Source organism: Acidovorax sp. NN32 (assembly GCF_057597245.1).
The window spans coordinates 2261920-2288483 of sequence record NZ_CP199679.1; the positions used below are offsets into that span (position 1 = coordinate 2261920).

At 64.4% G+C, this 26564-nt stretch carries 24 protein-coding genes and 1 tRNA gene; 14 read left to right on the forward strand and 11 right to left on the reverse strand.

What is annotated here, in order from left to right:
* Positions 1 to 106: 106 nt before the first annotated feature.
* The 5 genes from ACT89O_RS10670 to ACT89O_RS10690 all read right to left on the reverse strand — a co-directional run bounded on the left by ACT89O_RS10670 (position 107) and on the right by ACT89O_RS10690 (position 2595).
* Positions 107 to 289, reverse strand: a complete 183-nt coding sequence (locus tag ACT89O_RS10670) for a hypothetical protein (RefSeq protein WP_487262611.1) — start codon at positions 287 to 289, stop codon at positions 107 to 109.
* A 210-nt stretch (positions 290 to 499) separates the two neighbouring features.
* Positions 500 to 820, reverse strand: coding sequence for a hypothetical protein (locus tag ACT89O_RS10675; protein WP_431152670.1), 321 nt, complete (start codon positions 818 to 820; stop codon positions 500 to 502).
* Positions 821 to 1029: 209 nt separating this feature from the next.
* Positions 1030 to 1119 (reverse strand) — tRNA-Ser (locus ACT89O_RS10680).
* Positions 1120 to 1199: 80 nt separating this feature from the next.
* Positions 1200 to 2117 carry an SPFH domain-containing protein gene (locus ACT89O_RS10685; RefSeq protein ID WP_055401799.1) on the reverse strand — a complete coding sequence of 306 codons (918 nt, stop codon included), beginning with the start codon at positions 2115 to 2117 and terminating at the stop codon, positions 1200 to 1202.
* 52 nt (positions 2118 to 2169) lie between these two features.
* Positions 2170 to 2595: an NfeD family protein gene (locus tag ACT89O_RS10690; RefSeq protein ID WP_306555466.1), complete on the reverse strand. Its 426-nt coding sequence runs from the start codon at positions 2593 to 2595 to the stop codon at positions 2170 to 2172.
* A 152-nt stretch (positions 2596 to 2747) separates the two neighbouring features.
* On the opposite strand from ACT89O_RS10690, the gene ACT89O_RS10695 reads away from it, so the two are divergent.
* Together ACT89O_RS10695 and ACT89O_RS10700 are read left to right on the forward strand one after the other, a co-directional pair.
* Complete coding sequence (locus ACT89O_RS10695; protein ID WP_176885630.1) at positions 2748 to 5117, forward strand: arginine/lysine/ornithine decarboxylase; 2370 nt, start codon at positions 2748 to 2750, stop codon at positions 5115 to 5117.
* A 180-nt stretch (positions 5118 to 5297) separates the two neighbouring features.
* Positions 5298 to 5858, forward strand: a complete 561-nt coding sequence (locus ACT89O_RS10700; RefSeq protein ID WP_121419720.1) for a fasciclin domain-containing protein — start codon at positions 5298 to 5300, stop codon at positions 5856 to 5858.
* 87 nt (positions 5859 to 5945) lie between these two features.
* On the opposite strand, the gene ACT89O_RS10705 is transcribed toward ACT89O_RS10700, so the two are convergent.
* Complete coding sequence (locus ACT89O_RS10705) at positions 5946 to 6791, reverse strand: DNA ligase (protein WP_487262612.1); 846 nt, start codon at positions 6789 to 6791, stop codon at positions 5946 to 5948.
* 77 nt (positions 6792 to 6868) lie between these two features.
* A complete protein-coding gene (fabI, locus tag ACT89O_RS10710) occupies positions 6869 to 7669 on the reverse strand; it encodes an enoyl-ACP reductase FabI (protein ID WP_055401808.1) in 801 nt (266 codons plus the stop codon).
* 104 nt (positions 7670 to 7773) lie between these two features.
* On the opposite strand from fabI, the gene ACT89O_RS10715 reads away from it, so the two are divergent.
* The 4 genes from ACT89O_RS10715 to ACT89O_RS10730 are packed head-to-tail and all read left to right on the forward strand — an operon-like array spanning position 7774 to position 13350.
* Positions 7774 to 9600, forward strand: coding sequence for an extracellular solute-binding protein (locus ACT89O_RS10715; RefSeq protein WP_121508730.1), 1827 nt, complete (start codon positions 7774 to 7776; stop codon positions 9598 to 9600).
* Positions 9601 to 9618: 18 nt separating this feature from the next.
* Positions 9619 to 10650, forward strand: a complete 1032-nt coding sequence (locus ACT89O_RS10720; RefSeq protein ID WP_487262613.1) for a microcin C ABC transporter permease YejB — start codon at positions 9619 to 9621, stop codon at positions 10648 to 10650.
* A gap of 22 nt (positions 10651 to 10672) precedes the next feature.
* Positions 10673 to 11719: an ABC transporter permease gene (locus ACT89O_RS10725; RefSeq protein ID WP_218299502.1), complete on the forward strand. Its 1047-nt coding sequence runs from the start codon at positions 10673 to 10675 to the stop codon at positions 11717 to 11719.
* An 11-nt stretch (positions 11720 to 11730) separates the two neighbouring features.
* Positions 11731 to 13350, forward strand: a complete 1620-nt coding sequence (locus ACT89O_RS10730; protein WP_487262614.1) for an ABC transporter ATP-binding protein — start codon at positions 11731 to 11733, stop codon at positions 13348 to 13350.
* A gap of 257 nt (positions 13351 to 13607) precedes the next feature.
* Here the strand turns inward: ACT89O_RS10730 and ACT89O_RS10735 are convergent, their stop codons facing one another.
* Together ACT89O_RS10735 and ACT89O_RS10740 are read right to left on the reverse strand one after the other, a co-directional pair.
* The gene (locus ACT89O_RS10735; RefSeq protein ID WP_487262615.1) at positions 13608 to 14204 is read right to left on the reverse strand and encodes a lipocalin family protein; all 597 of its coding nucleotides are present in this window, start codon (positions 14202 to 14204) and stop codon (positions 13608 to 13610) included.
* 527 nt (positions 14205 to 14731) lie between these two features.
* Positions 14732 to 15715, reverse strand: a complete 984-nt coding sequence (locus ACT89O_RS10740) for a PhnD/SsuA/transferrin family substrate-binding protein (RefSeq protein WP_228894797.1) — start codon at positions 15713 to 15715, stop codon at positions 14732 to 14734.
* Positions 15716 to 15936: 221 nt separating this feature from the next.
* Between ACT89O_RS10740 and ACT89O_RS10745 the strand changes: the two genes are divergently transcribed.
* The 5 genes from ACT89O_RS10745 (at position 15937) to ACT89O_RS10765 (ending at position 21504) form a co-directional block, all read left to right on the forward strand.
* Complete coding sequence (locus tag ACT89O_RS10745) at positions 15937 to 16809, forward strand: hypothetical protein (protein WP_487262616.1); 873 nt, start codon at positions 15937 to 15939, stop codon at positions 16807 to 16809.
* Between the two features lie 20 nt (positions 16810 to 16829).
* Positions 16830 to 17300, forward strand: coding sequence for a hypothetical protein (locus ACT89O_RS10750; protein WP_487262617.1), 471 nt, complete (start codon positions 16830 to 16832; stop codon positions 17298 to 17300).
* A gap of 127 nt (positions 17301 to 17427) precedes the next feature.
* A complete protein-coding gene (locus ACT89O_RS10755) occupies positions 17428 to 18648 on the forward strand; it encodes a hypothetical protein (protein WP_487262618.1) in 1221 nt (406 codons plus the stop codon).
* Positions 18633 to 20837: an ATP-binding protein gene (locus ACT89O_RS10760; RefSeq protein ID WP_487262619.1), complete on the forward strand. Its 2205-nt coding sequence runs from the start codon at positions 18633 to 18635 to the stop codon at positions 20835 to 20837. Before ACT89O_RS10755 ends, ACT89O_RS10760 begins: the two co-directional genes overlap by 16 nt.
* A gap of 274 nt (positions 20838 to 21111) precedes the next feature.
* Entirely contained in the window at positions 21112 to 21504 is a 393-nt protein-coding gene (locus tag ACT89O_RS10765; RefSeq protein ID WP_487262620.1) for a VOC family protein, read from the forward strand.
* Positions 21505 to 21592: 88 nt separating this feature from the next.
* Here the strand turns inward: ACT89O_RS10765 and ACT89O_RS10770 are convergent, their stop codons facing one another.
* Entirely contained in the window at positions 21593 to 22486 is an 894-nt protein-coding gene (locus ACT89O_RS10770; protein WP_487262621.1) for a LysR family transcriptional regulator, read from the reverse strand.
* Positions 22487 to 22593: 107 nt separating this feature from the next.
* Between ACT89O_RS10770 and ACT89O_RS10775 the strand changes: the two genes are divergently transcribed.
* Genes ACT89O_RS10775 through ACT89O_RS10785 form a run of 3 tightly spaced genes read left to right on the forward strand, consistent with a single transcriptional unit; the run spans position 22594 to position 25373 of the window.
* Positions 22594 to 23958 carry an acyclic terpene utilization AtuA family protein gene (locus ACT89O_RS10775; RefSeq protein ID WP_487262622.1) on the forward strand — a complete coding sequence of 455 codons (1365 nt, stop codon included), beginning with the start codon at positions 22594 to 22596 and terminating at the stop codon, positions 23956 to 23958.
* A 14-nt stretch (positions 23959 to 23972) separates the two neighbouring features.
* Positions 23973 to 24335, forward strand: a complete 363-nt coding sequence (locus ACT89O_RS10780; RefSeq protein WP_487262623.1) for an AtuA-related protein — start codon at positions 23973 to 23975, stop codon at positions 24333 to 24335.
* Positions 24336 to 24380: 45 nt separating this feature from the next.
* Entirely contained in the window at positions 24381 to 25373 is a 993-nt protein-coding gene (locus tag ACT89O_RS10785) for a Bug family tripartite tricarboxylate transporter substrate binding protein (protein WP_487262624.1), read from the forward strand.
* Between the two features lie 254 nt (positions 25374 to 25627).
* Here the strand turns inward: ACT89O_RS10785 and ACT89O_RS10790 are convergent, their stop codons facing one another.
* A complete protein-coding gene (locus ACT89O_RS10790) occupies positions 25628 to 26521 on the reverse strand; it encodes a LysR family transcriptional regulator (RefSeq protein ID WP_288851238.1) in 894 nt (297 codons plus the stop codon).
* Positions 26522 to 26564: the final 43 nt, after the last annotated feature.

Here is a 26564-nt window from a genome sequence, read left to right on the forward strand (position 1 = left end):
TGCCACCGAAAATCCCGGTGCGCAGCGCCAGATGGTACTCCGATGCTATGCTTTTTGCTACCCATGGCGAGTAGGCGTGCTAAACCACTCCACCTCATGCACAAGTTCACTCAAACAGACTGGAGGGAAAGATCTGGTCCAGCCCACTGGGCAAAAGCGGCATCGAATCCACCGACTGCACTGTCACATCGGGCATCAACAACGATGCCGCCGCCAGTACCGCAAGCACAACCGTGCCGGCAAACGCAGCGAGGGCGCGGATTCCGGGTGTCAAGGGGTGGCGCTTCATGGCGGATCCTTTGTCAAAAAGGTGGGAGTCCCAATGAGCTCCCGGGTCAGCCTCAATGGCTGGTGGGGAGAATTTCAGCAAAACGCGCGGTCAGCGTCTGTCAGACAAGTGCGATATCCGCAGATGACCCCGGTTTGTTGCCTTTGGTTGCAAGTCATTCAGAAGCTTGGTTGTGCTCAGATGTTCCGTAGAGCGAGCATGCACATGACACTAGGAGTCCAGCGTGGTCCTTGTCCCACCGCGCTGCACCTGGCAGGAGTCCAAAGACGGAAGCCAATCGGCCGAAGCCGGCGCTGGCGCTGAGCGCATGGGCGCGAACTTGAATGGGTAACGGGGATAGGTTGTTGCCAGCGCTGCCCGCCCCTGCGGCGAAATGGCAAGGACCTCTGCTTTTTGCTCCTTGGCACGCACATCGGGAAGCTGCACCTCTACGAGCTGAGCAGCCGCCAGCACCCGAAGCTTGTCAACGTCGCAGGGCTTCTCGATCATCATGGGCAGCTTGCTCTGTGCAAGGACGAACAGTAGCTCCATGGGCATAGGTGCACTCCTTTTGGGTGGAGTCATTTATTGTGAATAGTGCGCCGCGGCGTGACAACCAATCACACGTTTTGCAACAAATCGGCGGGTTGGGTCCCACCGCTCCCGGCATTTCGCGAGGCGGGAAGGAGGCGCTGAAAGCGCTCCGTGTCACTTGAGAGGCCGAAACGAAAAAAGCGCCCCGAAGGACGCTTTTTGATTTTTGGCGGAGAGGGCGGGATTCGAACCCGCGGTGGGGATTAGCCCACACACGCTTTCCAGGCGTGCGACTTAAACCGCTCATCCACCTCTCCGAAGCCCTCGATTATAGCCATAGGAAAAGGGATATCTGGGCTGACGGTAGCCGTTGCCTCGAAAAAAGCTTTGCCTGCGCTCAGGCCGCTTTCTGTGAAGCTTGCACCATCTTCATCGCCGAACCGATCAGCGCAGACACCTCCGTCATGTTGCTCGGCACGATAAGTGTGGTGTTGGAGTCTGCTGCCACCTGGCTGTAGGCTTCCACGGCCTTCTCGGCCACCTTGAGCTGTACAGCCTGTTCGCCACCGGGTTGGCGGATGGCTGAGGCCACACGCTCGATGGCCTGGGCGTTGGCTTCGGCCACGGCCTTGATCGATTCTGCCTCGCCTTGGGCCTTGTTGATGACGGCCTGCTTTTCGCCCTCGGATCGGGCGATGAAGGCCTCGCGTTCGCCGGTGGCGATGTTGATCTGTTCCTGGCGGCGGCCTTCAGATGCGGCGATCAACGCGCGTTTTTCGCGTTCTGCAGTGATCTGGGCCTGCATGGCGTGCAGGATTTCCTTGGGTGGTGTCAGGTCCTTGATTTCATAGCGCAGCACTTTCACGCCCCAGTTGAGGGCAGCTTCGTCGATGGCCTGTACGACCTGGGCGTTGATGATGTCGCGCTCTTCAAAGGTTTTGTCCAGCTCCAGCTTGCCGATGACCGAGCGCAGCGAGGTCTGCGCCAGCTGCGTCACGGCCATGATGTAGTTGCTGGAGCCGTAGCTGGCGCGCATGGGGTCGGTCACCTGAAAGTACAGGATGCCGTCCACTTGAAGCTGGGTGTTGTCGCGCGTGATGCAAACCTGGCTGGGCACGTCGAGCGGGATTTCCTTGAGGCTGTGTTTGTAGGCGACCTTGTCGACAAAAGGTACCAGGAAGTTCAGTCCCGGTGTGAGCGTGCCCGCGTACTTGCCCAGGCGCTCTTTGACCCAGGCATTTTGCTGGGGCACGACCTTGACGGACCGCGCGATGAAAATGACGGCAATGATGAGAATGACGATGGCAATTTCCATGAGGAGCCTCTTTTTCGTTGTTGATCTGTGAAGGTGAGCGACAGCGGGATTTTTAGAGAGGGTCTACCAGCAGGCGATTGCCCACGAGTTCAGCAACCCGGTGCATGCCCGTGGAGGGGGTGACTCCGGGACGGTGGATGGCTGTCCAGGTGGCACCCCGGTACTTCACGGTGGAGGTGCCATCAGCGTTCCAGCCCTCGATGAGAATGGTTTCACCCACGTCCATGTTCACACTGCGATCCGCACGGGCCGAGGGGTCTCCGGGCCGCTTTTTCTTGAGGTAGTACCAGCCCACCACTGCGCCGCCGCCCACAACAGCCGCTGCCACGATCTGCGCGGTAGTTGGCAACCCCAGATGGGCCGCTAGGGCCGCTGCCACCAGACCAATGGCCACCATGAGCAGATAGAACGTACCGGTGAGCAGCTCTGCAACGACCACAGCCCCCGCTGCGAGCCACCAGATGGTGGATTCCTCCATAGCCAACTCCTTGTTGTGGTTGTGGTTGTGTTTAGTGCACCACATTCTGGGACAAAAGGGTTGCAGTTCAAAGGCGCGTCAAGGTTATTCCTTACACTTCGCGCCTATTTCGTTTTTTGGCCGGGCAGGGCACGGTTGCACGGAGGCTGCGCATGAAGTTTCGCTTTCCCATCATCATCATCGATGAAGACTATCGTTCCGAGAACACCTCGGGCCTCGGTATCCGCGCGCTGGCGCAGGCTATCGAGTCCGAGGGGTTCGAGGTGGTTGGCGTCACCAGCTATGGTGACCTGTCGCAGTTTGCCCAGCAGCAAAGCCGCGCCAGCGCATTCATCTTGTCCATCGACGATGAGGAATTTACGGTGGGTGAGGGCCTGGACCCCATCGTGCTGAGCCTGCGCAACTTCATCGGTGAAGTGCGGCGCAAGAACACCGAAGTGCCCATCTATGTGCACGGCGAGACCAAGACCAGCCGCCACCTGCCCAACGACATCCTGCGCGAGCTGCATGGCTTCATCCACATGTTCGAGGACACCCCCGAATTTGTGGCGCGCCACATCATCCGCGAGGCCAAGAGCTACCTGGAGAGCGTGCAGCCTCCATTCTTCAAGGCACTGCTCGACTACGCTGAAGACGGCTCGTACAGCTGGCACTGCCCCGGCCACTCGGGCGGCGTGGCGTTTCTGAAGAGCCCTGTGGGCCAGATGTACCACCAGTTCTACGGCGAGAACATGCTGCGCGCCGATGTGTGCAATGCGGTGGAAGAGCTGGGCCAGCTGCTGGACCACAACGGTGCCATTGGTGAATCGGAGCGCAACGCCGCGCGTATTTTCAACGCCGACCACTGCTTCTTCGTGACCAACGGCACGTCCACATCGAACAAGATGGTGTGGCACCACACAGTGGCGCCGGGCGACGTGGTGGTGGTGGACCGCAACTGCCACAAGTCCATCCTGCACAGCATCATCATGACCGGGGCGATCCCCGTGTTCATGAAGCCCACGCGCAACCATTTCGGCATCATCGGCCCTATCCCGCAAAGCGAGTTCGAGCCAGCGGCCATTCAGGCCAAGATCAAGGCCAACCCGCTGCTCAAGGGCGTGGATGCGAAAAAGGTCAAGCCGCGCGTGCTCACGCTCACACAGTCCACCTACGACGGCGTGCTCTACAACACCGAGACCATCAAGGGCATGCTCGACGGCTACGTGGACAACCTGCACTTTGACGAGGCCTGGCTGCCGCACGCGGCCTTCCACCCGTTTTATGGCAGCTACCACGCCATGGGCAAGAAGCGCACGCGCCCCAAGCATTCCGTGACGTACGCGACGCAGTCCATCCACAAGCTGCTGGCCGGCATCAGCCAGGCCAGCCACGTGCTGGTGCAGGATTCGCAAACCACCAAGCTGGATCGCCACCTCTTCAACGAGGCCTACCTGATGCACACCAGCACCAGCCCACAGTACAGCATCATTGCCAGCTGCGACGTGGCCGCCGCCATGATGGAGCCTCCCGGCGGTACGGCCCTGGTGGAAGAAAGCCTGCTCGAAGCGCTGGACTTTCGCCGTGCCATGCGCCAGGTGGAGCACGACTTTGGCAAGAACGACTGGTGGTTCAAGGTTTGGGGCCCTGAAAAGCTCGTGGACGAAGGCCTGGGCCGCGCCGAGGACTGGATCATCCGCAGCGATGGCAAGGGCAAGAAGAACGCCAGCAAGTGGCACGGCTTCGGCCAGCTGGCCGACGGCTTCAACATGCTGGACCCGATCAAGTCCACCATCGTCACACCGGGCCTGAACCTGGACGGCAAGTTCGACAAGACCGGCATTCCCGCGTCCATCGTCACCAAGTACCTGGCCGAGCACGGCGTGGTGGTCGAGAAGACCGGTCTGTACAGTTTCTTCATCATGTTCACCATCGGCATCACCAAGGGCCGATGGAACACGCTGCTGACGGCGCTGCAGCAGTTCAAGGACGACTACGAGAAGAACCAGCCCATGTGGCGCATCCTTCCCGAGTTCTGCCAGCAGCACAAACGTTACGAGCGCATGGGCCTGAAGGACCTGTGCCAGCACGTGCATGAGATGTACGCCAAGTACGACATCGCGCGCCTGACGACCGAGATGTACCTGTCGGACCTGACGCCCGCCATGAAGCCCTCGGACGCCTACGCGCACATCGCCCACCGCCAGACCGAGCGCGTGGAGATCGACCACCTGGAAGGCCGCATCACCGTGGGCCTGGTCACGCCCTACCCACCGGGCATTCCGCTCTTGATCCCTGGCGAGGTATTCAACAAGAAGATCGTGGACTACCTCAAGTTCGCCCGCGAATTCGCCAAGCTGTGCCCGGGCTTCGAGACCGACATCCACGGCCTGGTGGAAGTGGAAGACGAGAACGGCCAGGTGCGCTACTACGCCGACTGCGTGGCAGAGCAAGGCAAGACCGGCAAGAACCCCAAGCCGCTGGCGACCGCCCAGAACCTGGTGCAGGTGGGCGACGACGGCCCGTACGGACGCAACGTGTAAGCACGTCTTCGCGCTGGTGTGTGGGTGCACCAGCGTCTCAAAAATCGCTCCCCCGGCATGGCTGGCGGAGCGATTTTTTTGTGCATTTGAATCCGCGGTTGTGGTGCTGCCGTATTGACTGTCAGCCGCGTGGTTTTCATGCGGTGACGACTGTCTTCACACACCTCTCAGGAGATTCTCATGACCCTTCGATTCAACGCCCGCCTCGCCACCATCGCCTTCACCGCAGCCATGGCCGCTGCCGCAATGCCTGCCATGGCGCAGGTCATGGTGGGCGGTGCGCCCATGCTGGCCAGCAAGGACATCATCGACAACGCCGTGAACTCCAAGGACCACACCACGCTGGTGGCCGCTGTGAAGGCTGCGGGCCTGGTCGAAACGCTCAAGGGCCCTGGTCCCTTCACCGTGTTTGCGCCCACCAATGCGGCATTTGCCGCATTGCCCGCCGGCACGGTGGACACGCTGCTCAAGCCCGAGAGCAAGCCCACCCTGACCAAGGTGCTCACCTACCACGTGGTCGCGGGCAAGTACGACGCTGCTGCGTTGTCCAAGATGATTGCAGACGGCAAAGGCATGGCCAGCCTCAAGACGGTGGCGGGCGGTACGCTCACCGCCAAGGCCAGCGGCAATGCTGTCATGGTGACGGACGAAAAGGGCGGTACGGCGACGGTGACGATTGCCGACGTGTACCAGTCCAACGGTGTAATCCACGTGGTGGACAAGGTCCTGTTGCCTAACTGATTGAGCAACGGATGGGGGGCTGCCCGTCCGCTGTGCATGGCCGCCGCATCGCAGGGCCGGGATCGGCCAGGGGTTGCTGTGGCCCCGTCAGCGAACCGGCGGCATATCGTCCCGCACACGCACAAAACTCGCGAAGCGCGGCAGGCCCCCGTCATGGGTACCGCGAAACCGGTACGTCACCCAGCTGCCCACAGGTGGTGGGTCAGCCCGCTGCGCATCGCTGAAACCCGCCCCCAGCCGGAAACGCTGGCCCGAAGGCATTTCCACCAGCAGGGCTCCCATGCGACCGGCGTGGCGGCCCTTGCCAGGCAGGTGGGCGACCACGCGCGCTTCCGTGTCTTCGTGGGTCTTGACCTTGACCAGGTCGTCGCTGCGGCCAGACTGGTAGAGCGAGCTGCCCCGGTGCAGCATCAGGCCTTCGCCGCCCGCCCGCACCGTGCGTTGCAACAGGGCCTGCAGGGCAGCATCGTTTTCGATGCGCTTTTGGGGCACCGCCTGGACCCAAGGCTGGTTGATCTGCATCACCAAGGCATTGAGCGACCGCAGCCGTTCGTCAAACATGCCGCCGTGCCGGGGCAGGTCAAACACCATGAAGCGCATCTGGCGCCAGGCCGCCTCATGAGGCTGCTGTTGGCGCGTGGTGGATTGAGAATGCGCAAAGCGCCCGCGTCCAGCCCACAGCTCTCCGTCCATGGGGGTGGTGGGCCACCCGGCGGTGAACCAGGCGGGGGCCATCACCGTTTCGCCGCCCCGCGTGCGCAGCGTGTGGCCGTCCCAGTAGCCACGCACACCGTCGTATTTTTCGCTGACCCAATAGTCGGCCAGCGGCATGCCGGGCCGGTACACATTGGCCAGCAACAGGGCAGGGGCGTCTGCTGCGTGCGTGGGCAGCGCAGTGAAACTCAGCCACGCCAGCCAGTGCCTGCGGAGCATTTGCTATTAAATGTATAGCTATCAGCGCTTTTTCAATAAGCGCTAGGCCCTGTTTTGATCTAAATTTTCGATGGCAATCAGACCTGGTCTGCGCTCAGGCCCGCCGTCTGGCTGAAGCCGCCGTCCACGTAGGTGATCTCGGCCGTCATGCCCGAGGCCAGGTCCGACAGCAGGAAGGCTGCCACATTGCCCACGTCTTCGATCGTCACGTTGCGGCGCAGGGGCGATGCATCGGCCACGCGGCTCAGCAGTTTGCCAAAGTCCTTGATGCCGCTGGCGGCCAAGGTCTTGATGGGGCCGGCGCTGATGCCGTTGGCGCGGATGCTGCGGCCGTCTTCGGTGCGGCCCACGGCCTCGGCCAGGTAGCGCACGCTGGCTTCCAGGCTGGCCTTGGCAAGGCCCATGGTGTTGTAGTTGGGGATGGAGCGCAGCGCGCCCAGGTAGCTCAGCGTCAGCAGCGACGACTTGTCGTTCAGGTAGGGAAGGGCGGCCTTGGCCATGGCGGGAAAGCTGTAGGCGCTGATGTCGTGGGCGATGCGGAAACCCTCGCGCGAAAGGCCTTCGAGGAAATTACCGGCAATCGCCTCACGGGGGGCGAAGCCGATGCTGTGCACAAACCCGTCGAATTGGGGCCAGGTCTGCGACAGCTCGGCAAACATGCGCTCGATCTGCTCGTCGCTGCCCACGTCACAGTCAAAGATCAGCTTGGAGTCGAACTCGGCCGCAAAGTCGGTGATGCGGTCCTTGAAGCGCTCGCCCACGTAGCTGAACGCCAGTTCGGCGCCCTGTGCGTGGCAGGCCTTGGCAATGCCGTAGGCGATGGAGCGGTTGGACAAAACACCCGTGATGAGCAGCTTCTTGCCGGTCAGAAAACCCATGTTCAATCTCCTTTTGGAATGGCGAAATGTCGGCGGGCGGCCTGGCGCATGTGGGTATGCGCGATCTGCAGCGGGGCCCGGCGAACGTAGTGCAGAATTGTCGCATGCGGTTTTGGCTGACTTTTTTGCTGATGGGGTGTGCGGTTCCTGCATGGGCTGCACATGGGTATGCCCTGTGGGGCGAGCCGCGTTATCCCGCCGGGTTTGCGCATTTTGCGTATGTGAACCCAGATGCGCCGAAAGGCGGCGAGCTGCGGCTGGTCAGCAACCTGCGGGTTTCCACCTTCGACAAATACAACCCGTTCACCATCAAGGGCAACGCGCCAGCATATTTGTCGTCGCTGATGTTCGATTCGCTGCTCGCCGGTTCGATGGACGAAACCGCCACCGGTTATGGTCTGCTGGCCGAAGATGTGGAAGTTGCCCCCGATGGTTTGTCCGCCACCTTCCGCCTGCGGCCGGAGGCGCGTTTTCACAACGGCAAGCCCGTGCTGGCGCAGGATGTGAAGCACAGCTACGACACGCTGGTGGGCCCCTTCACATCCCCTGCCTACAAGACGCTGCTGATCGAGGTGGCGGGCGTGGATGTGATCAACGACCGCACCGTGCGTTACCGCTTCAAGCTGCCCAATCGCGAGCTGCCCCTCACCGTGGGTGGCCTGCCGGTGTTCAGCCGCGACTGGGGCGTCGAGAACGGCAAGGCCAAGCCGTTTGACCAGGTGGTGATGGATATTCCCATCGGCAGTGGCCCCTACAAAATCGGCCCGGTGCGTTTTGGCAAGGACATCACCTATGTGCGCGATCCGCAGTACTGGGCGCGCGACCTGAACGTGCGCAAGGGCACGGCCAATTTCGACAACATCCTTGTCAAGATCTACAAGGACAACACTGCGCGGCTGGAGGCCCTCAAGGCGGGCGAGTTTGACCTCATGCGGTTTTTCAGCGCGGGCGACTGGGCCCGACGTGTTACGGGCAAGAAGTTCGATACGGGTGAACTCGTCAAGGGCGAGTTTGTGCACAAGCTCCCCTCGGGTTTTCAGAGCTATGTGCTCAACACCCGCCGGCCTTTGCTGCAGGATGCGCGCGTGCGCCAGGCCCTGGGCCTGGCCATGGACTACGAGTGGATGAACCGCCAGATGTTCTATGGCGCTTACCAGCGGGTGAACGGCCTGTTTGGCAACACGGCGTGCGAAACCAAGGGCAGTCCCTCGCCCGAGGAGCTTGCGCTGATGGAGCCCTACCGCAAGGACATTCCGGCTGCCGCGTTTGGCCCGATGACGGTGCCCCCGCGCACGGATGGCGACTCCTCACTGCGGGCCAACCTGCGGCGGGCGCAGGCTTTGCTCAAGGAAGCGGGCTGGGAGGTGCGCGACGGTGCCCTGCGCAACGCCAAGGGCGAGGCCATGGTGCTCGAATACATGGACAGCAATGAAGGCGGCGTGCGCACCATCACCCCCTGGATGCGCAATCTCGAAAAGATTGGTGTCACCTTGCGGTTTCGGTCAGTGGACTTTGCGCTGTACCAGCAGCGTCTGCAGAAGTTCGACTTCGACATTACCTCGATTGCCTACCAGGGCACCAACAACCCGGGCCAGGAGTTTGCCGACATGTTTGGCAGCCAGGCGGCCGACGTGGAGGATTCCGGCAACTTTGCGGGCGTCAAGAACCCGGCGGTGGACGCGATGATCAAGGCCATGACCTCCGCCAAGACCGAGGCGCAACTGCTTCCCGCCTGCCACGCCCTGGAGCGCATCATTGCGCACAGCCACTACCTCATTCCGCAGTGGACGGCGGGCACACACCGCATGGCCTACAACGCCTGGCGGCTGGCACGGCCGGCCACGGTGCCGCCTTACGCCAGCGGCGAAGGGTGGGTCATCGACACGTGGTGGGCGCGTATTCCTCCCCAGACCGCGCCAGACAAGAAATAGCCCTAACACCGCCCACCCATGTTTGCCTACATTCTCAAACGTGTCTTGCTCATGCTGCCCACGCTGCTGGGCGTGCTCTTGCTGACCTTTGTGGTGATCCAGTTCGTGCCGGGCGGCCCGGTGGAGCAGTACATGGCCGAGGCCAAGGCCGGTGTGGGCGGTGGCGGCGCCGAGGGGGGCGGCCTGAGCTACCGGGGCGCGCAGGGCGTTGACCCTAAACGGCTGGAGCAGATCAAGGCGCTGTACGGCTTTGACAAACCTGCCCATGAGCGCTTCCTGCAGATGCTGGGACAGTTCGCGAGGTTTGATCTGGGCAAGAGCTTTTTCCAGAACAAGGATGTGTGGCAACTGGTGAAGGAGAAACTGCCGGTTTCCATCAGCCTGGGCCTCTGGACTTTTTTCATCAGCTACCTCGTCGCCGTGCCATTGGGCGTGGCCAAGGCGGTGCGCGCCGGGTCACGCTTTGATCTGGTGACCACGCTGCTCATTCTGGTGGGCTATGCCATTCCCGGCTTTGTGCTGGGCGTGGCGCTGCTGGTCATTTTTGGTGGGCAGTTGCAGTGGTTCCCACTGCGGGGGCTCACGTCGGCCAACTGGGACGAGTTGTCTTGGGGCGCGCGCATCGTGGACTATCTGTGGCACATCACGCTGCCTGTGACGGCCATGGTGCTGGGCAGTTTTGCCGTGACGGCCATGCTGACCAAGAACGCGTTCCTCGAAGAAATCCGAAAGCAGTATGTGCTCACCGCCCGCGCCAAGGGCTTGAGCGAGCGGCAGGTGCTGTGGAAGCATGTGTTCCGCAATGCCCTTATTCCCATCGTCACTGGCTTCCCGGCTGCGTTCATCGGTGCTTTTTTTGCGGGCTCGCTGCTCATCGAAACCCTGTTCTCGCTGGATGGGCTGGGCTTGCTCAGCTATGAGAGTGTGATCCGTCGCGACTACCCGGTGGTGCTGGGCACCTTGTATCTGTTCACACTGATCGGGCTGGTCACCAAGCTCGTCAGCGACCTTTGTTATGTGTGGGTGGACCCGCGCGTGAAGTTTGACTAGCCCGAACGAATCCATGGCCCTGATGAGTTCTGCTTCCGCATCGCCTTCGCTCTCGCCCTCTCGCCGTGCCTGGCTGCGCTTCAAGCGCAACCGCTTGGGTTACTGGAGCCTGCTGATCTTCTGCGCCCTGGTGCTGGTGAGCCTGTGTGCCGAGCTAGTCAGCAACGACAAGCCGCTCATCGTGCGCTATGAGGGGCAGACCTACTTTCCCATGCTCAAGGACTACTCCGAAAAGACCTTCGGGGGAGACTTCGAAACCCCCACCGATTACCTCGATCCCTTCATCAAGGAGCGCATTACCGCAGGCAGCAACTGGGCGCTGTACACCTTGAACCCCTACGGCCCCAACACGCTGAACTACTTTGCCAAGGCGCCCAACCCGTCGGCCCCCACAGCCGACAACTGGCTGGGCACGGATGACCGGGGGCGCGACCTGCTGGCGCAGCTGCTGTACGGATTTCGTGTGAGTGTGCTGTTTGGTCTGGCACTCACCATCACCGGCGTACTGCTGGGCATGCTCACCGGGGCCATCCAGGGGTTCTTTGGGGGCAAGACCGACCTGGCGTTTCAGCGCTTCATCGAGATCTGGGGCTCCATGCCCGAGCTGTATCTGCTCATCATCTTCAGCGCCGTGTTCGCGCCCAGCATTGCGCTGCTGCTCATCCTGCTGTCGCTGTTTGGCTGGATGGGTTTGTCCGACTATGTGCGCGCCGAGTTCCTGCGCAACCGCCAGCTCGACTATGTGAAGGCTGCCCGGGCCTTGGGGGTGAGCAATAGCCAGATCATCTGGCGCCACATCCTGCCCAACAGCCTGACGCCCGTGGTCACCTTTTTGCCCTTCCGCATGAGTGGCGCCATCCTGGCGCTGACCTCGCTCGACTTCCTGGGCCTGGGGGTGCCGCCCGGCACGCCGTCGCTCGGTGAACTGCTGAACCAAGGCAAGAACAGCATTGACGCGTGGTGGATTTCGCTGTCTACCTTTGCGGTGCTGGTCACCACCTTGTTGCTGCTGACCTTCATGGGCGATGCGCTGCGCGATGCCCTGGACCCCCGAAAGGCCGACCAGTGACCCCTACGGCCATGACCCCTTTGTTGCAGGTTCAGGACCTCCACGTTCACTTTGGCCCCAAAGAAGTGGTGAGGGGCGTCAACTTCAGCATTGCCGCAGGCGAAAAGCTTGCGTTGGTGGGCGAGTCTGGTTCGGGCAAAACCATCACCGCTTTGAGCCTGTTGCGCCTGGCGGGCAATGCCGCCATCACCGGGCAGGCAACGCTGCAAGGGCGGGGCGACCTGCTGGCGCTGACAGAGCGCGAGATGCGCGGCGTGCGTGGTGGCGACATCGCCATGGTGTTCCAGGAGCCCATGACCGCGCTCAACCCGCTGATGACCATCGGCCTGCAGATTGCCGAAATCCTGCAGCTCAAAAAAGGCCTGACCGGCGCCCAGTGCGCGCAGGCTGCCGTCGAGCTGCTGGCCCAGACCGGCATCCCCGAGCCTGCACGCCGGGCCAACAGCTTCCCACACCAACTCTCAGGCGGCCAGCGCCAGCGCGCGATGATTGCCATGGCCCTGGCCAGCAGCCCGAAGCTGCTGCTGGCCGACGAGCCCACTACCGCGCTGGATGTGACCTTGCGCGGCCAGATCCTGGACTTGCTGAGTGATCTGCAACGCCAGACGGGCATGGCCGTGCTGCTCATCACGCACGACCTCAACCTGGTGCGCCGCTTTGCCGACCGCGTGGCCGTGATGGAGCAGGGCGTGCTGGTAGAGCAGGGCCCCGTTGCCGAGGTTTTTGGTGCACCCCAGCACGCCTACACGCGCCGCCTGATTGCCAGCCAACCCCGCCGCGATGTGGTCGAGTCCGATCCGCCCGCAGGCACTGCCCCGGTGGTGAAGACGCAGGATCTGCGCGTGGTCTACCCCACGCCGCTGCCCGGCATCAAGGGCTGGTTCAAGAAGGGCGAGTTTGTGGCTGTGCAGGGCGCCACGCTGCAGTTGCTGCCGGGCCAAACACTGGGGGTGGTGGGCGAGTCCGGCTCGGGCAAGTCCACGCTGGCGCAGGCCATCCTGGGGCTGTTGCCTTACTCCGGCCAGTTGCAGGTCGGGGGTCAGGCGTGGCAGCAACCAGCCATGCGCAATACCCCCGCCAACCAGCAGCTGCGCCGCCGCGTGCAGGTGGTATTTCAAGACCCGTTTTCGTCGCTGTCCCCGCGCCTCACGGTCGAAGAGATCGTGGGCGAGGGCCTGAAGGTGCACGAGCCCACACTGACCGTGGCCCAGCGCCGCATGCGCGTCGAGGCCGCGCTGGAAGAGGTGGGACTGGCCGAAGCACAGTACCCCCGTCTGCTGGAGCGTTATCCGCATGAATTTTCAGGCGGCCAGCGCCAGCGCCTGGCCATCGCCCGGGCCCTCATCGTGCAGCCGCAGGTGCTGGTGCTGGACGAGCCCACCAGCGCCCTGGACGTGACCATCCAGCAGCAGGTGTTGGGCTTGCTCCAGCGGCTGCAAAAAGAAAAGGGCCTGAGCTACTTGCTCATCACCCATGACGTGGATGTGATCCGCGCCATGGCGCACGACGTGGTGGTGATGAAGGATGGCGCGGTGTTGGAAGGTGGCAGCGTGAACGACGTGCTGGATGCACCACAACACCCTTACACCCAGCGCCTGGTGGCGGCGGCCACCGTGCCGGGTATCGGCTGATATTTGAATAGAAATGGCATCAAGGGACCCTCTGCACGAATCACCGCGCCGCGTGCATCTGCGGTCTCGGGCGGTCTGCCGCGTTGCAAATACTCGCAATAGCTGCGGCTATTGCTGCGGTTTGCGCCTTGCAGCCCCTCCCGATCCGCAGCGCACACTTGCCGCTCGATTCGTGCAGAGGATCCCTAGCGCTTATTAGGTAAGCGTAAATAGCTATCAAATATATAGCTATTTGCGCTTGCTGGCGTTGAGGCTTTTCAGGTCATCACGGCCCGCTTGGCGTGTTGCTCGCTGACGGCGGGCATCCACAGAATCTTGCGCACATCCACACCCATCGTCTGTGCCCGCTCCATGAGGTGCTCGCGCACATGCCAGGGCAGGGTGGGCGTGCGTGACAAGATCCACAGGTAATCGGTGCTGGAGCCCACCACCATGGCCCACTGGTAGTTTTCATCGAGCGCCACCACGTTGTAGCCGCCGTAAAACGGTCCAAAAAACGACACCTTGAGCGCAGCGCGCGTGGGCTCATCCACAAAGCGCGCCGTGCCCTCGGCCTGCTTCCACTCCTTGCGCACTGGGTCGTAGCCTCGGTTGACCACCTTGATCGTGTCGTCGGCGTTGCGGCTGTAGGTGGCGCTGGTCTGGGTCAGGCCGCGCTCAAAGGCGTGGTCGATGCGTGCCACCTCGTGCCAGTGGCCTGCGTAGCGGTCTGCGTCAAACCCCGTGACGGGCTGAATGCCCTCGGGCGCGCGGGGCGTGGAGCAGGCCGTGAGCGCCAGCAACGCCATCATTGCGGCAGCGCCGATGACCAGCGGCCAGGGCGAATGGGCACGGGGTGGGGTGTGAATGCGCATGGGGCTTGCTCCTGCTGGGGTTGCTGCCGGGGCTGCCGTTGCACCTGACGTCACCTTATGGCACCTGACGGAATGTGCACTGCGCAGCGGCTGTTCGTGCGATCCACTGTAGGCACTGCGAGGGGGGCGGTGTGTAGGCGCGCGCTGGCAGCGGCTGTCGGCAGGATGTGCATCGGTGTGGTGGCGCTGCCGTCGTTCCGTACCTATCCAGGCCTCCACTCTGGAGCGCTGTCGGAGATGGAGTTGATGGCATTTGCCGCGGCGCACTTCTCGCAATGCGTCCCCCTGAGTGGCCGCATTCAGACAAGAGTGTTGATGGCTTCCACCAGGCCAGGGGTACGACGGCCTTCCGGTACCGGCGCTGCTTTCGTGTTTGCATCCCTGCTTGCCAGGGTCTGCTGGTGCAGGGCGGCCTGTTCTTCCTGGCTCTGTCGTGTTATGGCGGTAATCTGTTGCTGCACCATCTGAGCCCGCAAACCAGAGTCCGGCCTGCGGGGGGCGGCGATAGACGCTTTTGACACCGGGACTTATTTGGCGGCAGCCTTGGCAGCCTGCGCCTTCTGCGTCTTGGTGTAGACCTCCATCACCGTCGCGAAGTCGCGCTCGAAATTGATGGGCAAAAAGGTGTCATTGCCTGGCAGCAGCTGGCGCAGCTTGGGCGAAAAGCTGTAGCTGTACGAGCACTTCTTCACGCGGGCCTGCAGCTCGGGCGATACGTCCTTGCCCAGCGTCCAGGTCTCGGTCATGAAGGGCGGGCTCTCCCACAGCGTGCGGATGCTGGAGCCCTTCACATCGCCCTTGACCACCATGCGTTGGTACAAATCGCTGGCCACGGCTGCGGCGGGGTAGAAGCCGTGCATCACGCCTGTGACCGAGCGCTCGTGGCCGTTGGAGAACACCACCTCGTAGTTCTGGTCCGGCACCAGCCCGATCGCCGGGAACAGCGCGCGCGGCGCCAGGTTGCCGGAGTTGGAGGTGGGTGTGGAGTGGGCAATCTTCTTGCCCACCAAGTCCTGCGGCTTGGTGAAAGGGCTGTCCACGCGCGAGATCAGGATCAGCGTGTAGGAATTGCGTTTGCCGCTGGCCTTGTTGCCGGGCACACCAAACGGGGCAGGCTGGCCAGCGCCCACCAATTGGGGCACCAGGCCGGGGTTGACCTGCGCCAGCTGTGCCTTGCCGCTGAGGAGGCTGTCGATCAGCTCCTTTTCGCCCAGCACATCGATGTTGGTGCTCTTCTCCAGCGATTCGCCTTGCAGATTCTGCAGATCAATGTTGCCGCAGCGCGCCAGGTGGTTGAAGTAGTCCCCCCACAGCAGCATGGTTTCGCTTTTGGCATAGGTCTTGGGCATGGCCACCACCAGTTTCTCGCGTGGGCTGCCTGCAAAGCTCGTGGCGGCCGGGGTGGCTGCGGTGGCGCGGGCAGGCGCGGCCCGGTCGGTCTGCGCAGCTACCGGGCCCAGCATCAGCGCGGTGCCAGACAGCAGTGCAAAAAAGCGGGTATCGAATCGCATCGTTGTTTTCCCTCCAATTGTGGTGAAAGCGCGCTCCGCGCGCGGGTCGGCCAGTATGCATGAACGTTTTGTGACAATCAGCGCCTTGGCGACCCGTGCGGGTGGACGTTTTGTCAACCTCGCGCCGCCCCGGCATGGACAAGCCCGCAGGGGACATGCGCGGGCCTGGTCCACACAATCCCAATCCATCGCAATGCCTACCGCTGTGAACAGCGTTTCCCATGTCGCAAAACACCCTGACCTTGCAACTGTTTTTCGAAGACCCGATCAAGCTGAAGCTCGCACAGCTCACGTACCAATACCTGTGCTCAGACAACACGGAACAGGCCCAACGCTGGGCGGACAAGCTGGGGGCCGCCAACCTGGAGTCCCTGTGGGATGCGCAATGGTTCAATGCGTCGGCATCTGCCGCTTCCACGCACCTTCTGCTCCAGTTCGACACGGGTACGAGCGACCCACCGCCGCTGCGCCAGCTCGAAGCCCTGTTTGACCAGGGCCTGCGGGCTGCAGTGCTGGAGATCTTCTACGACCAGGTGGGGGAGACCGAGCGCATGCACTTCGACCGGGGCCAGTGGGTGTCGCGCAAGGCATTCATGGACGCCAACCCGCAGTGGCGCGCAGTGGTAGAGCCTGCGCAGCATGGTGGCGAAGGCCAGGGCAACGGCCGTGAGGAGGGTGGTGAGGCCGATGACCCCTATGCCTGCTCCAAAGACCCGGCCAAGCCCCTTGCCGTGGCCAAGCTGCGCCAGCAGGAAGAAAAGCGCATGCGCGAGGCCCGGGAGGCGGCCGAGGCCTTCGTGGAGATGGCGCAGGCCATGGGCAAGAGCGGCAAATCGCCCATGCAGGGCCTCATTGCCGTGCTGCTGCTGCGCGCCGGGCTCAAGGGGCTGGTGCATGCGGTGGCATTCACGGTGGTCACCGTGTTGCTGTTCAAAGGCTTCTGGCTGTGGATGGGCCTGGGTCTGCTTCTGGCCGTGGCGCTGCCGCTGTACTACATGGCAACCGAACACAAGGAGCTGCGCGGGGACGACGGAGACGATGACGCCGACCCGCCTGGCGACGATGGCCCCGCCACGGTGATGGCACCCCAGTAAAAGAAACTCCGGAGAACAACATGCTGACGCAAATCGAATGGTGGGGTGGGGTGATCTTTGTGCTGGGGGCGCTGACCTACCGCATGGTCATGGGGGCGCTGGAAAGGCCGGCGGACGGCATTCCCTGGTACCGGCTCATGATGCACGTGTTCTTTCTGGCCCCGGCCGCGCTGCTGGCGGGATACTTCTACCCGCTCACGCAGCCTGCGCTGCAATACGGCTACCTGGCGCTGCTGGCCATCTCGCTGCTGGTGGTGGCCGTGATGCTGGTGCAGGAGATGACCGGCGATTCGGGCGAGGGCCAAGAAGAGGGGCGCAGCAAGGAGCCCTTGAAGGAGGGTGCGACAGCCAAGGCCGACGATACCGACGAGTACGAGGAGCCCGGCTGGCTCATGTCGGTGGTCGGCGCCATGGTGCTGTACAGCCCGGTACTCACGGCCTGTGGCCTCGCCAGCTACAAGGCCTGGCCCATGGTGCAGCGCCTGGCGTAGTGCATCCGCAGTGCGCAGTGGGATGGCGGTGGTCTGGCAAGGCTGACAATGCCTGCCCACCATCCCCATGTTTTTCGCTGCCCTTGGTTTGGGCTCGGTGTACCAGCCTTCGTTAGTCCACAACTCCATGTCCCCTGATTCCTTTGCCGATCTTCTGTCGGTCTACATGCGCCGCATCCGCGCCAGCGCCTCCGGCGTGGCCACCGAGATCGGCCTGAGCCGTGAGGCGGTGAACAACTGGCGCAACGGCATCTCGGTGCCCAACCCGCGCTCGCGCGACAAGCTGGTGGCCTGCACCCGCTACCTGCGCCTCACTGAAAGCGAGGCCAACCGCCTGCTCAGCGCCGCCGGGTTTGCACCAGAATTTCCCCTGCAGGCCGAATCCACCGGCGCGCAGCCGTTTGCCGCGTTCCAGGACAAGGTGTTTGCGCAACTGGCCCAGGCGGTGCCATACCCCATCTCGCTGCTGCTGTCGCCCGCGCACTGGGGCCAGCCGCCGTTCCGGCACGAGCTGCTGCAGCGAGCCCGCGCGCAGTACGGCGAAGGCTCGGTGCTGCACATCCAGCCGCCCTACAGCGTGAGCACCGTGCCCGCCGAATACTTCGCCGCCATCGGCCGCCAATGTGGCCTGGGCGATGTGGCGTCGGACTACGAGTTTGAATCCGCGCTGGAGCGCCGCCTGGTGGCGGGTGAGCGCATCTTCTGCCTGGTCAGCCGCTTTGAGCAGGGAACGCCCGCACTGCGCGAAACCCTGGCGGGCATCTTGCGCAGCCTGAGCGAGATGCACAGCGGCCGCCTGCACCTGCTGCTGTGCGGCGGGCAGGCGCTGGCCGACCTCAAATACCGCAGTGGCGATCTCTCGCTGCTCAACATTGCGCAGGTCCACCACTGGCCCGACCCGTCGCTGGACGACCTCACGCAACTGGCCCGCCACCGCTGGCCCGAGCACACCTGGACCGAGCCCGTGGTGGCCGACTTGCAGGCGCTCAGCGGCGGCCATCCCGCGTTGTTTGAAGAAGGGTTGCAGTGGCTGGTAGACCAAGGGGTGGGTGATGGTCATGCATCGTCTGCTGCGTTGCGCACCCACCTGACCAGCAGCCCGCGCCTGTGGCAAACCTTTTTGCCGCTGGCCCAGGCGCCCGCCACGCGCACGCGCTTGCAGCAGCTGCTGCAGGCCGACGATCTGGGCCGCGCGCGGCCCTATCTGCAGGACGACGAACTGCGCAGCCTGTTCTGGGGCAACCTCATCCACGTGCGCGGCACGGGCGATGCGGCGCGGCTGCACTGGCGCTGCGCCACCATCCGCGATGCAGGCTTGATGGTGCTGGACGCATGCTCGAACGCTTGAGCCCCTTTTTCTCCAGGGCCGTGGTGCGTGCCGTGGTCATTGCGGTGGTCACGCTGTTCGTGGCCAGCGCGCTGTTCACGCCGCAGCTCAACCCGGTCACGCGGGGCTCGTTCCTGGCGTCGGTCAATGTAGGCCCGGTGTGGGGCGAGCTGGTGCAGTGGCGCGTCGCCATGATCGAGGCGCGCAACGAGCTGGATGGCTGGCCCAAGGACATCCACCAATACGCACCGCGCATTGCCAACCCGCAGCTGCGCGTAACGTCTCCGCGCCCCAACGTGCTGCAGGCCGACATCGCCCACAACCCCGAGCTGGGCAAGCTGGCGGGCACCCAGGTGGTGGTGGAGCTCAAACCCGGCACCCACACCTGGACGTGCCGCCCCGGCAACCCACCCATTCCACCGGGCTACCTGCCCATCAACTGCCTGGAAGGCAGCTCCGACGACTTCGAGCCCGTCAAACCCGCACCCGACGCAGACCCGTTCGGCTGGCTGCGCTCGCTCATCCTGTGGTGCGGCGTGATCTTTGCCGCAGGCGCCGTGGTATGGGTGGTGCGCCACCCCATGATCGGCGCCGGGCAGCTGCGGCCCGCGCGCCTGCGCCGCACCCCGCTGGCGCGGCTGCCTCAGATCGACCGGCTGCTGCGCTGGCTGCGGCGGCTGGAACCCACGCTGCTGGCTGCCGACATTCGCATGGTGGACTGGCGCCGCGCCGTGGCCTGCGCCCAGGCCACGGGCGGCGAGCGCGCCCCGGCATTGGCCCGCGCGCTGGCCGAGCGCGTGTCGGCCCGCTGCCAGCCCAGCACCGACTGGGCGCTGCCCGGTGCGGTGTTTGAGTGGCTGTTCCCGCCCGACCTGCCCGTGTCGCTGGACCGCTGCCTGGTCTTTGTGCCCACGCACGGCATCGACGAAGCCACCGTGCTGCGCCAGCTGCGCGCCGTGCAGACCGGCAGCGACGTGCTGCTGATCCTGTGCGAGCACAGCGTGGACACGCCCTGGCCGCTGCTGCAGGCCCACACCCAAGACCGCGCCAACCTGCATGTGATGGTGGACAGCGCCAGCCAGACCGAATGGCTGATCGGTGGCGAGGCGCTGCAAGCGCTGCTGCGCCAACTGGCCGCGCAGCTGCGCATCACCCGCATCTCGCCGTACCAGACGCGCGGCGGCGTCACGCGCGAAGGCGCCTTCTTCGGCCGCGCCCAGCTGCTGGCGCGCGTCATCAACCGCGAGCCCGCCAACTACCTGGTGGTGGGTGGGCGCCAGCTGGGCAAAAGTAGCCTGCTCAAGGCCGTGCAGCGCCGCATGGCGGGCCACCCGCATACCGTGTGCCATTACGTCTCGCTGCGCGATCACCGCCTGGCGCCGCGCATGGCGCTGCAGTTTGGCCTGCCGGCCGACACGCCGCTTGAAGCCATCGTGGACCATCTGCAGGCGCAGTACCAGGGCAAGCGCCTGGTGCTGCTGATCGACGAGGCCGACCTGTTCTTCCGCGATGAATCGGCCAACGGCTACGTGCAGCTGTCCACCCTGCGCGCGCTCAGCGAAGAGGGGCGCTGCTGGTTCATGCTGGCGGGCTTTTGGGACCTGTATGCCACGGCCGTGCTCGACTACCAAAGCCCGCTGCGCAACTTTGGCGAGGTGCTGGCCATTGGCGGCCTGGAGCGCGCCGCTTGCCGCGAACTGGCCACCGAGCCACTGCGCAAGCTGCGCCTGGGCTTTGACAACGAAAAACTGGTGGATCGCCTCATCGATGCCAGCGGCCAGCGTGCCAACCTGGTGGCCATCCTGTGCCAGGAATGCCTGGAGGCGCTGTTGCCCGGCGAACGTGTCATCGAAGCCCGCCACCTCACCCAGGCCCTGGCCTCGCAAGCCGTGCAAGACGCCTTGGCCGGCTGGGGCCGCCTGAGCCACGACGAAGCCGCCTGCCGCCTCGACCGCATCGTGGTCTACCACACAGCCCAGGCCGGGCAGTCCAGCCTGGTCACCCTGGCCCAACTGCTGCAAAGCCACGGCATTGCGGGCGATGCGCAAGCGCTGCGCCAGTCATTGGCGCGCCTGCAGCTGGCCTACGTGCTGCGCAAACATGAGGCAGGCGAATACCGCTTTGCCATCCCGCTGCTGCAGGACCAGTTCGAGCCGACTGAGGTGGAGTTGCTGCTGCACCAGGAGCTGGCGGTGCTGGGTCGCGGGTGAGCATGAAGCCTAGGAAGCCTCTGCACGAATCACCGCGCCGTGTGCATCTGCGGATCGGGCGGTCTGCGTCGCAAGCAAATGTTCGCAATAGCTACGGCTATTGCTGCGCCTGGCAGCCCATCCCTATGCGCAGCGCACCAGTGCCGCTCAATTCCTGCAGAGGCTCCTGGGGTAGTTTCCGCTGGCGGGTTGAACCCCAGCGGCAGCCCCTACACTGCGGCCATCTGATCCCCCCAGGCCGCGAGGGCTTGGACTTCTACAGGAGGTTTGGACAATGCCCATCCAGCTCGATCACCTGATGGTGCCCGCCCGCGACAAACTGGCCGCCGCCCGGCTGCTGGCCGAACTGCTCGGCGTGCCCTTGTCCAAAACCGGCGTGGGGCCGTTTTCCCCTGTGTTCGTGAACGATGGTTTCACCATCGACTTCGACGAATGGCCCGAGCCCATTCCGCGCATCCACTACTGCTTTCGCGTGAGCGATGCGGAGTTCAACGCCATCCTCGCGCGCATCCAGGCGGCGGGCATCCCGTACCGCAGCGCGGTGCACGGCCCCGTGGACAGCCAGGTGGACACAGCCCACGGTGGCCGCATCGTGTACTGGAACGAGCCCGATGGGCACCAGTGGGAGATGCTGACCGTGAGCTATGCGCGCGCAGCCGCCACCTAGGCGGCCGGAATTCAAGAAAATTTGGCCGCCAGCGCTTGTTGCATAAGCGCTGATAGCTATCAAATTTGTACGTTTTGCCGCCTGTGAATCATGGCCGCTGCGCCATCACCAGCGCATACAGCGCCTGCGCCGCCACCGACAGGCTCTCGTCCCGCCGCCGTACCAGATAGATCTGTCGCGTCAGCCCCGGCAGCGACAACGGCCGCGTGACCAGCCCCGGCTGGTCAAAGTGGAACAGCGTGAGCGCGGGCACCACGCTGATGCCCAGCCCGGCGCGCACCATGCCCATCACGGTGGCGAGCTGCTCCACCTCCATCAGCGTGTGCATGGCCTGTGGGTGCAGGGCGGCCTCCAGGTACTGGCGCACGCTGCTGGTGCGCGCGAGGTGGATGAAGGGCCAGGCGGCCAGATCCTGCGCGGTGATGGCCTTGCGGCGGCGGGTCAGCGGGTGGTCGGCCGGGCACACCAGGTAAAAGTTGTCGCTGCAAAACGGCTCGGCCTGCAACGCGGGCGTGTCGGCGCGGATGGCGGCCAGCGCAAAGTCGGCATGGCCGCTGGCCACGCGGTCGATGCAGGGCTCGGACAGCACATCGGCAATGTCGATCTCGATGCCTGGGTGCGCCGTGCGGTACTGCGCCAGCACGCCTGGCAGCCAGCCTGCGGCCAGTGACGGCAGCAGCGCCACGGCCACACGCCCGCGCTGCAGCGTGGCGGCACTGCGCACGGCGGCCAGGGCGCTGGTGATTTCGGCGCGGATGCGGCGGGCCGACTCCAGAAAGTTCTGCCCCTCGGGCGTGAGGTCCACATGGCGCGTGCTGCGGTCGAACAGCCGCAGACCCAGGTCGTCCTCCAGCGCGCGGATCAGCGCGCTGAACGCGGGCTGCGACAAATGGCACAACGTGGCGGCGCGCGTGAAGCTGCGCTGCTCGGCCAGCGCGAGGAAGGCATCGAGCTGGCGGCTGGAGAGGTGGGGGGCGCTCATTCGGGGGGTGACTTGATTCATCTGTGTTTCAGATGGATTCATAAGAACAATCGATTTCACAGAATACCGGGATGTTTCTACAGTCGGCTGCAGGAGACAACGGATTCATGCCGAACGACCAAAAAACCAACCTGCTGGTGGGCTGCGCCGCCGGCTTCTCGGGCGACCGCACCGACGCGGCCTTGCCCGTGGTGCAGGCGCTCATCGCCAGCGGCCAGCCTGCGGTGCTCATCTTCGAGACCCTGGCCGAGCGCACGCTGGCGCTGGCCCAGCTGGCGCGCCGCACAGACCCCGATGCGGGTTATGAACCCCTGCTGGTGGACCTGCTGCGCCCCGTGCTGGCGCAGTGCCTGGCGCACGGCGTGCGCGTTGTCAGCAACTTTGGTGCGGCCAACCCGCACGGCGCGGCGCGCCGCATCCACGCGCTGGCGGCCGAGCTGGGCCTTGCCCGCCCGCGCATTGCCGTGCTGCAGGGCGACGACCTGAGCGGCCCCGAACACAGCGCGCTGCTGCAGGGCGCGCTGGGCAGCGCGATGCCCACCGAGCCCATCGTCAGCGCCAATGCCTACATCGGCGCGCAGGCCATTGCCGATGCGCTGCGCGCGGGCGCAGACATCGTGGTCTGCGGCCGCGTGGCCGACCCGTCGCTGGTGCTGGGCCCTGCGCTGGCGCACTACGGCTGGTCGCTGGACGACTGGGACCGGCTGGCCCGTGCCACCATGGCGGGGCATCTGCTGGAATGCGGCGCCCAGGTTACGGGCGGCTACTTTGCCGACCCTGGCTACAAGGACGTGCCGGGCCTGGCGCAACTGGGCTACCCCATCGCCGAGATTGACGCCGAGGGCCACTGCACCATCACCAAGCCCCCGAGCACAGGGGGCTGCATCACCGAGCGCACGGTGAAGGAGCAGCTGCTGTACGAGCTGCACGACCCGGCGGCGTACCTCACGCCCGATGTGGTTGCCGACATCACCACCGCCCGCGTGACCACGGTGGGCGCCGACGCGGTGCGGCTGGAGGGCGTGCAGGGCCACGCGCGGCCCGCCACGCTCAAGGTCAACGTGTGTTTTGAATCGGGCTGGTTTGCCGAGGGCGAAATCTCCTACGCCGGCCCGCGCGCTGAGGCCCGTGCCCGACTGGCGGGCGAGGTGCTGCGCGAGCGCTTGCAAGGCCTGGGCCCACTGCGCATTGACCTGATTGGCGTGACCAGCATCTTTGGCGACGACACCAGCCGCTGGCTGGATGCGCCCGCTAGCGACAGCCGTGACACCCGCGATGTGCGCCTGCGCGTGGCCCTGCAGCACCGCGACCATGCCATCGCCCAGCGCCTGGTGCGCGAGGTGACCGCGCTCTACACCTGCGGCCCCGCAGGCGGTGGCGGCGTGCGCACCGCCATGCGGCCGCGCCTGGGCACAGTGTCGTGCCTGGTGCCGCGCGATGCCGTGGCCGTGCGATTTGAGATGGTGGATTGAGGAGTACCCACACCATGACAACCACCATCACCGTTCCGTTGTATCGCCTGGCCCACAGCCGCACCGGCGACAAAGGCAACCGCTCCAACATCAGCGTCATCGCCTGGCACCCGGCGCTCTGGGATGTGCTGGTCGAACAGGTCACCGAGGCCGCCGTGGCACAGCAGTTTGCGCAGCGCCGCCCGCGCCAGGTCACGCGCTACCTGCTGCCGCAGTTGCAGGCCATGAACCTCGTGCTGGACGACGTGCTCGACGGCGGCGTGAACGACTCGCTCAACCTCGACAGCCACGGCAAGGCACTGAGCTACCTGCTGCTCGATATGCCCGTCACTGTGCCCGCGCACCTGTCGCCGCACTTTGGCGGTCCCACGGCCTAGACCTCCCGTTTCGCTTTTTCATCCATACCAACACCAGGAGACAACATGACCCATTCATCCCCCCGCCGCGCTCTGCTCGCCACTGCCGCCGTGCTGGCGCTCGGCGCATTGCACGCCCCCGCTGCGCTCGCCCAGGCGGCCGGTGCCTACCCGGCCAAGGCCATCACCTTTGTCGTGCCCTTTGCCGCAGGCAGCGCCACCGACCAGCTGGCACGCGCGTTGGGCCAGTCCATCACCAGCGACACCAAGCAGCCGGTGGTCATCGACAACAAGGCGGGCGCCAGCGGCATGATCGCCGCGTCGGCCGTGGCCAAGTCGGCGGCCGATGGCTACAGCGTGCTCATCACCACCAACACCACACATGCCGCCAACGAGCACCTGTACAAAAAGCTCTCGTACGACCCGGTGAAGGACTTTGCCCCGGTCACCGGCCTGGGCAAGGGTGGCCAGGTGCTCGTGGTCAACGCCAGCGCGCCGTACAAGAACGTGGGCGAGCTGCTGGCCTTTGCCAAGAAGAACCCCGGCAAGCTCAGCTTTGGCAGCGGCAGCTCATCGAGCCGCATGGCGGGCGAAATGCTCAAGCAGCTGGCCAGCGTGGACATCCTGCACGTGCCCTACAAGAGCAACCCACTGGCCATCACCGACCTGCTGGGCGGGCAGATCGATTTGATGATCACCGACACCTCCACCGGTGTGCCGCAGGTCAAGGCAGGCAAGCTGCGTGCGCTGGGCTACTCCACTCAAAAGCGCAGCACCCAGCTACCCGACGTGCCCACCATCGACGAAGCCGGTGTGAAGGGCTACGACATGGGCTACTGGTTTGCGGCCTACGTGCCAGCAGGCACGCCCGCGCCGGTGGTGGCGCGCCTCAACGAGCTGCTGATCGCCGCCACCAAGAGCGCAGCGGCCAAGAGCTTCTTTGACAATGCGGGCTCCGAAGCCTGGACCACCACGCCCGATGAACTGGCCAAGTTCCAGGCTGCCGAAACCCAGAAGTGGGGCAAGGTGATCAAGGCCGCTGGCATTGAGGCGGAGTAATTCGCAGACCCGGTAGCGGCGGCGGGTTTTCACTCCCTCTCCCCTCGCGGGAGAGGGTCGGGGAGAGGGGGCTCTTCTTCCGAGCGCCGCGCCCCATGCTCCCCCCTCTCCCCATCCCTCTCCCTCCAGGGGAGAGGGAGTTTCAGAGCGCTTTCAAAGGGGTGTGAATATCAAGCCAAATAGGCCTCTGCCGCCTGATGGATAAGCGCTATTAGCTATCAAATTAGTAGTTCTTCAGCCGAGGCGACCGCCCCTCACCACGGCACCCCCGCAAACCGGGCCACCAAAAAATCCAGCAACGCCCGCACCGCAGGCGACAAGTGCCTGCGTGACGGGTACAGCGCATAGATCGTCATCACCGGCAAGTCCCACCCAGGCAACACGGCCTGCAACTCGCCGCTGTGCAGGTAGGGGTTGACCAGATACGTCGGCTGCATCGCAATGCCACCGCCCGCCAGCGCGGCGCGCATCAGCGTGGTGGCCTCGTTGGCGCTGAAATGGCCGCTCACGCCCACACGCTCCACCACCTCGCCGCGCGTCAGCTGCCACACGCTTTTGCCAAAGTTGGCGTAGCTCAGGCATCGGTGCTGCGCCAGGTCGGCGGGTTGCTGCGGCACACCGTGCGCGGTCAAGTAAGCGGGCGAGGCCACCAGCACCGAATCACACCGCACCAGTGGCCGGCCGATGAGCAGAGGGTCGGGCTCGGCGCTGATGCGGATGGCCAGGTCGATGCGCTTTTCCACCAAGTTCAGTGACCCCTCGCTCGCGTCCAGGTCGATCTTGAGCTGCGGGTGTTGTGCCAGAAAGTCCGCAATCGCCGCACCCATCTGCGCAAACGCAAACGACACGCTGCAGGTCAGCCGCAGCTGCCCGCGCAATGCGCCCTCGGTGGTGGTGGCGGTTTCTTCTTCCAGGTCTTGCGACAGCGCCAGCATCTGCTGGCAGCGGCGCAGCGCGTGCTCGCCCGCGTCGGTCAGCGTCACGCTGCGGGTGGTGCGCTGCAGCAGCCGCGCCTGCAGCCACTGCTCCATCTCGCCCACGTAGCGCGTGACCATGGCCCGCGACATCTCCAGTTTGTCGGCCGTGGCGCTGAAGCTGCCGCTGGTAGCGACTTCGGCAAACACATGCATGGCGGTCAGGCGGTCCATAGGGGTTATTTGATCGATTTGTGAAACAAATATGCGCGAATTA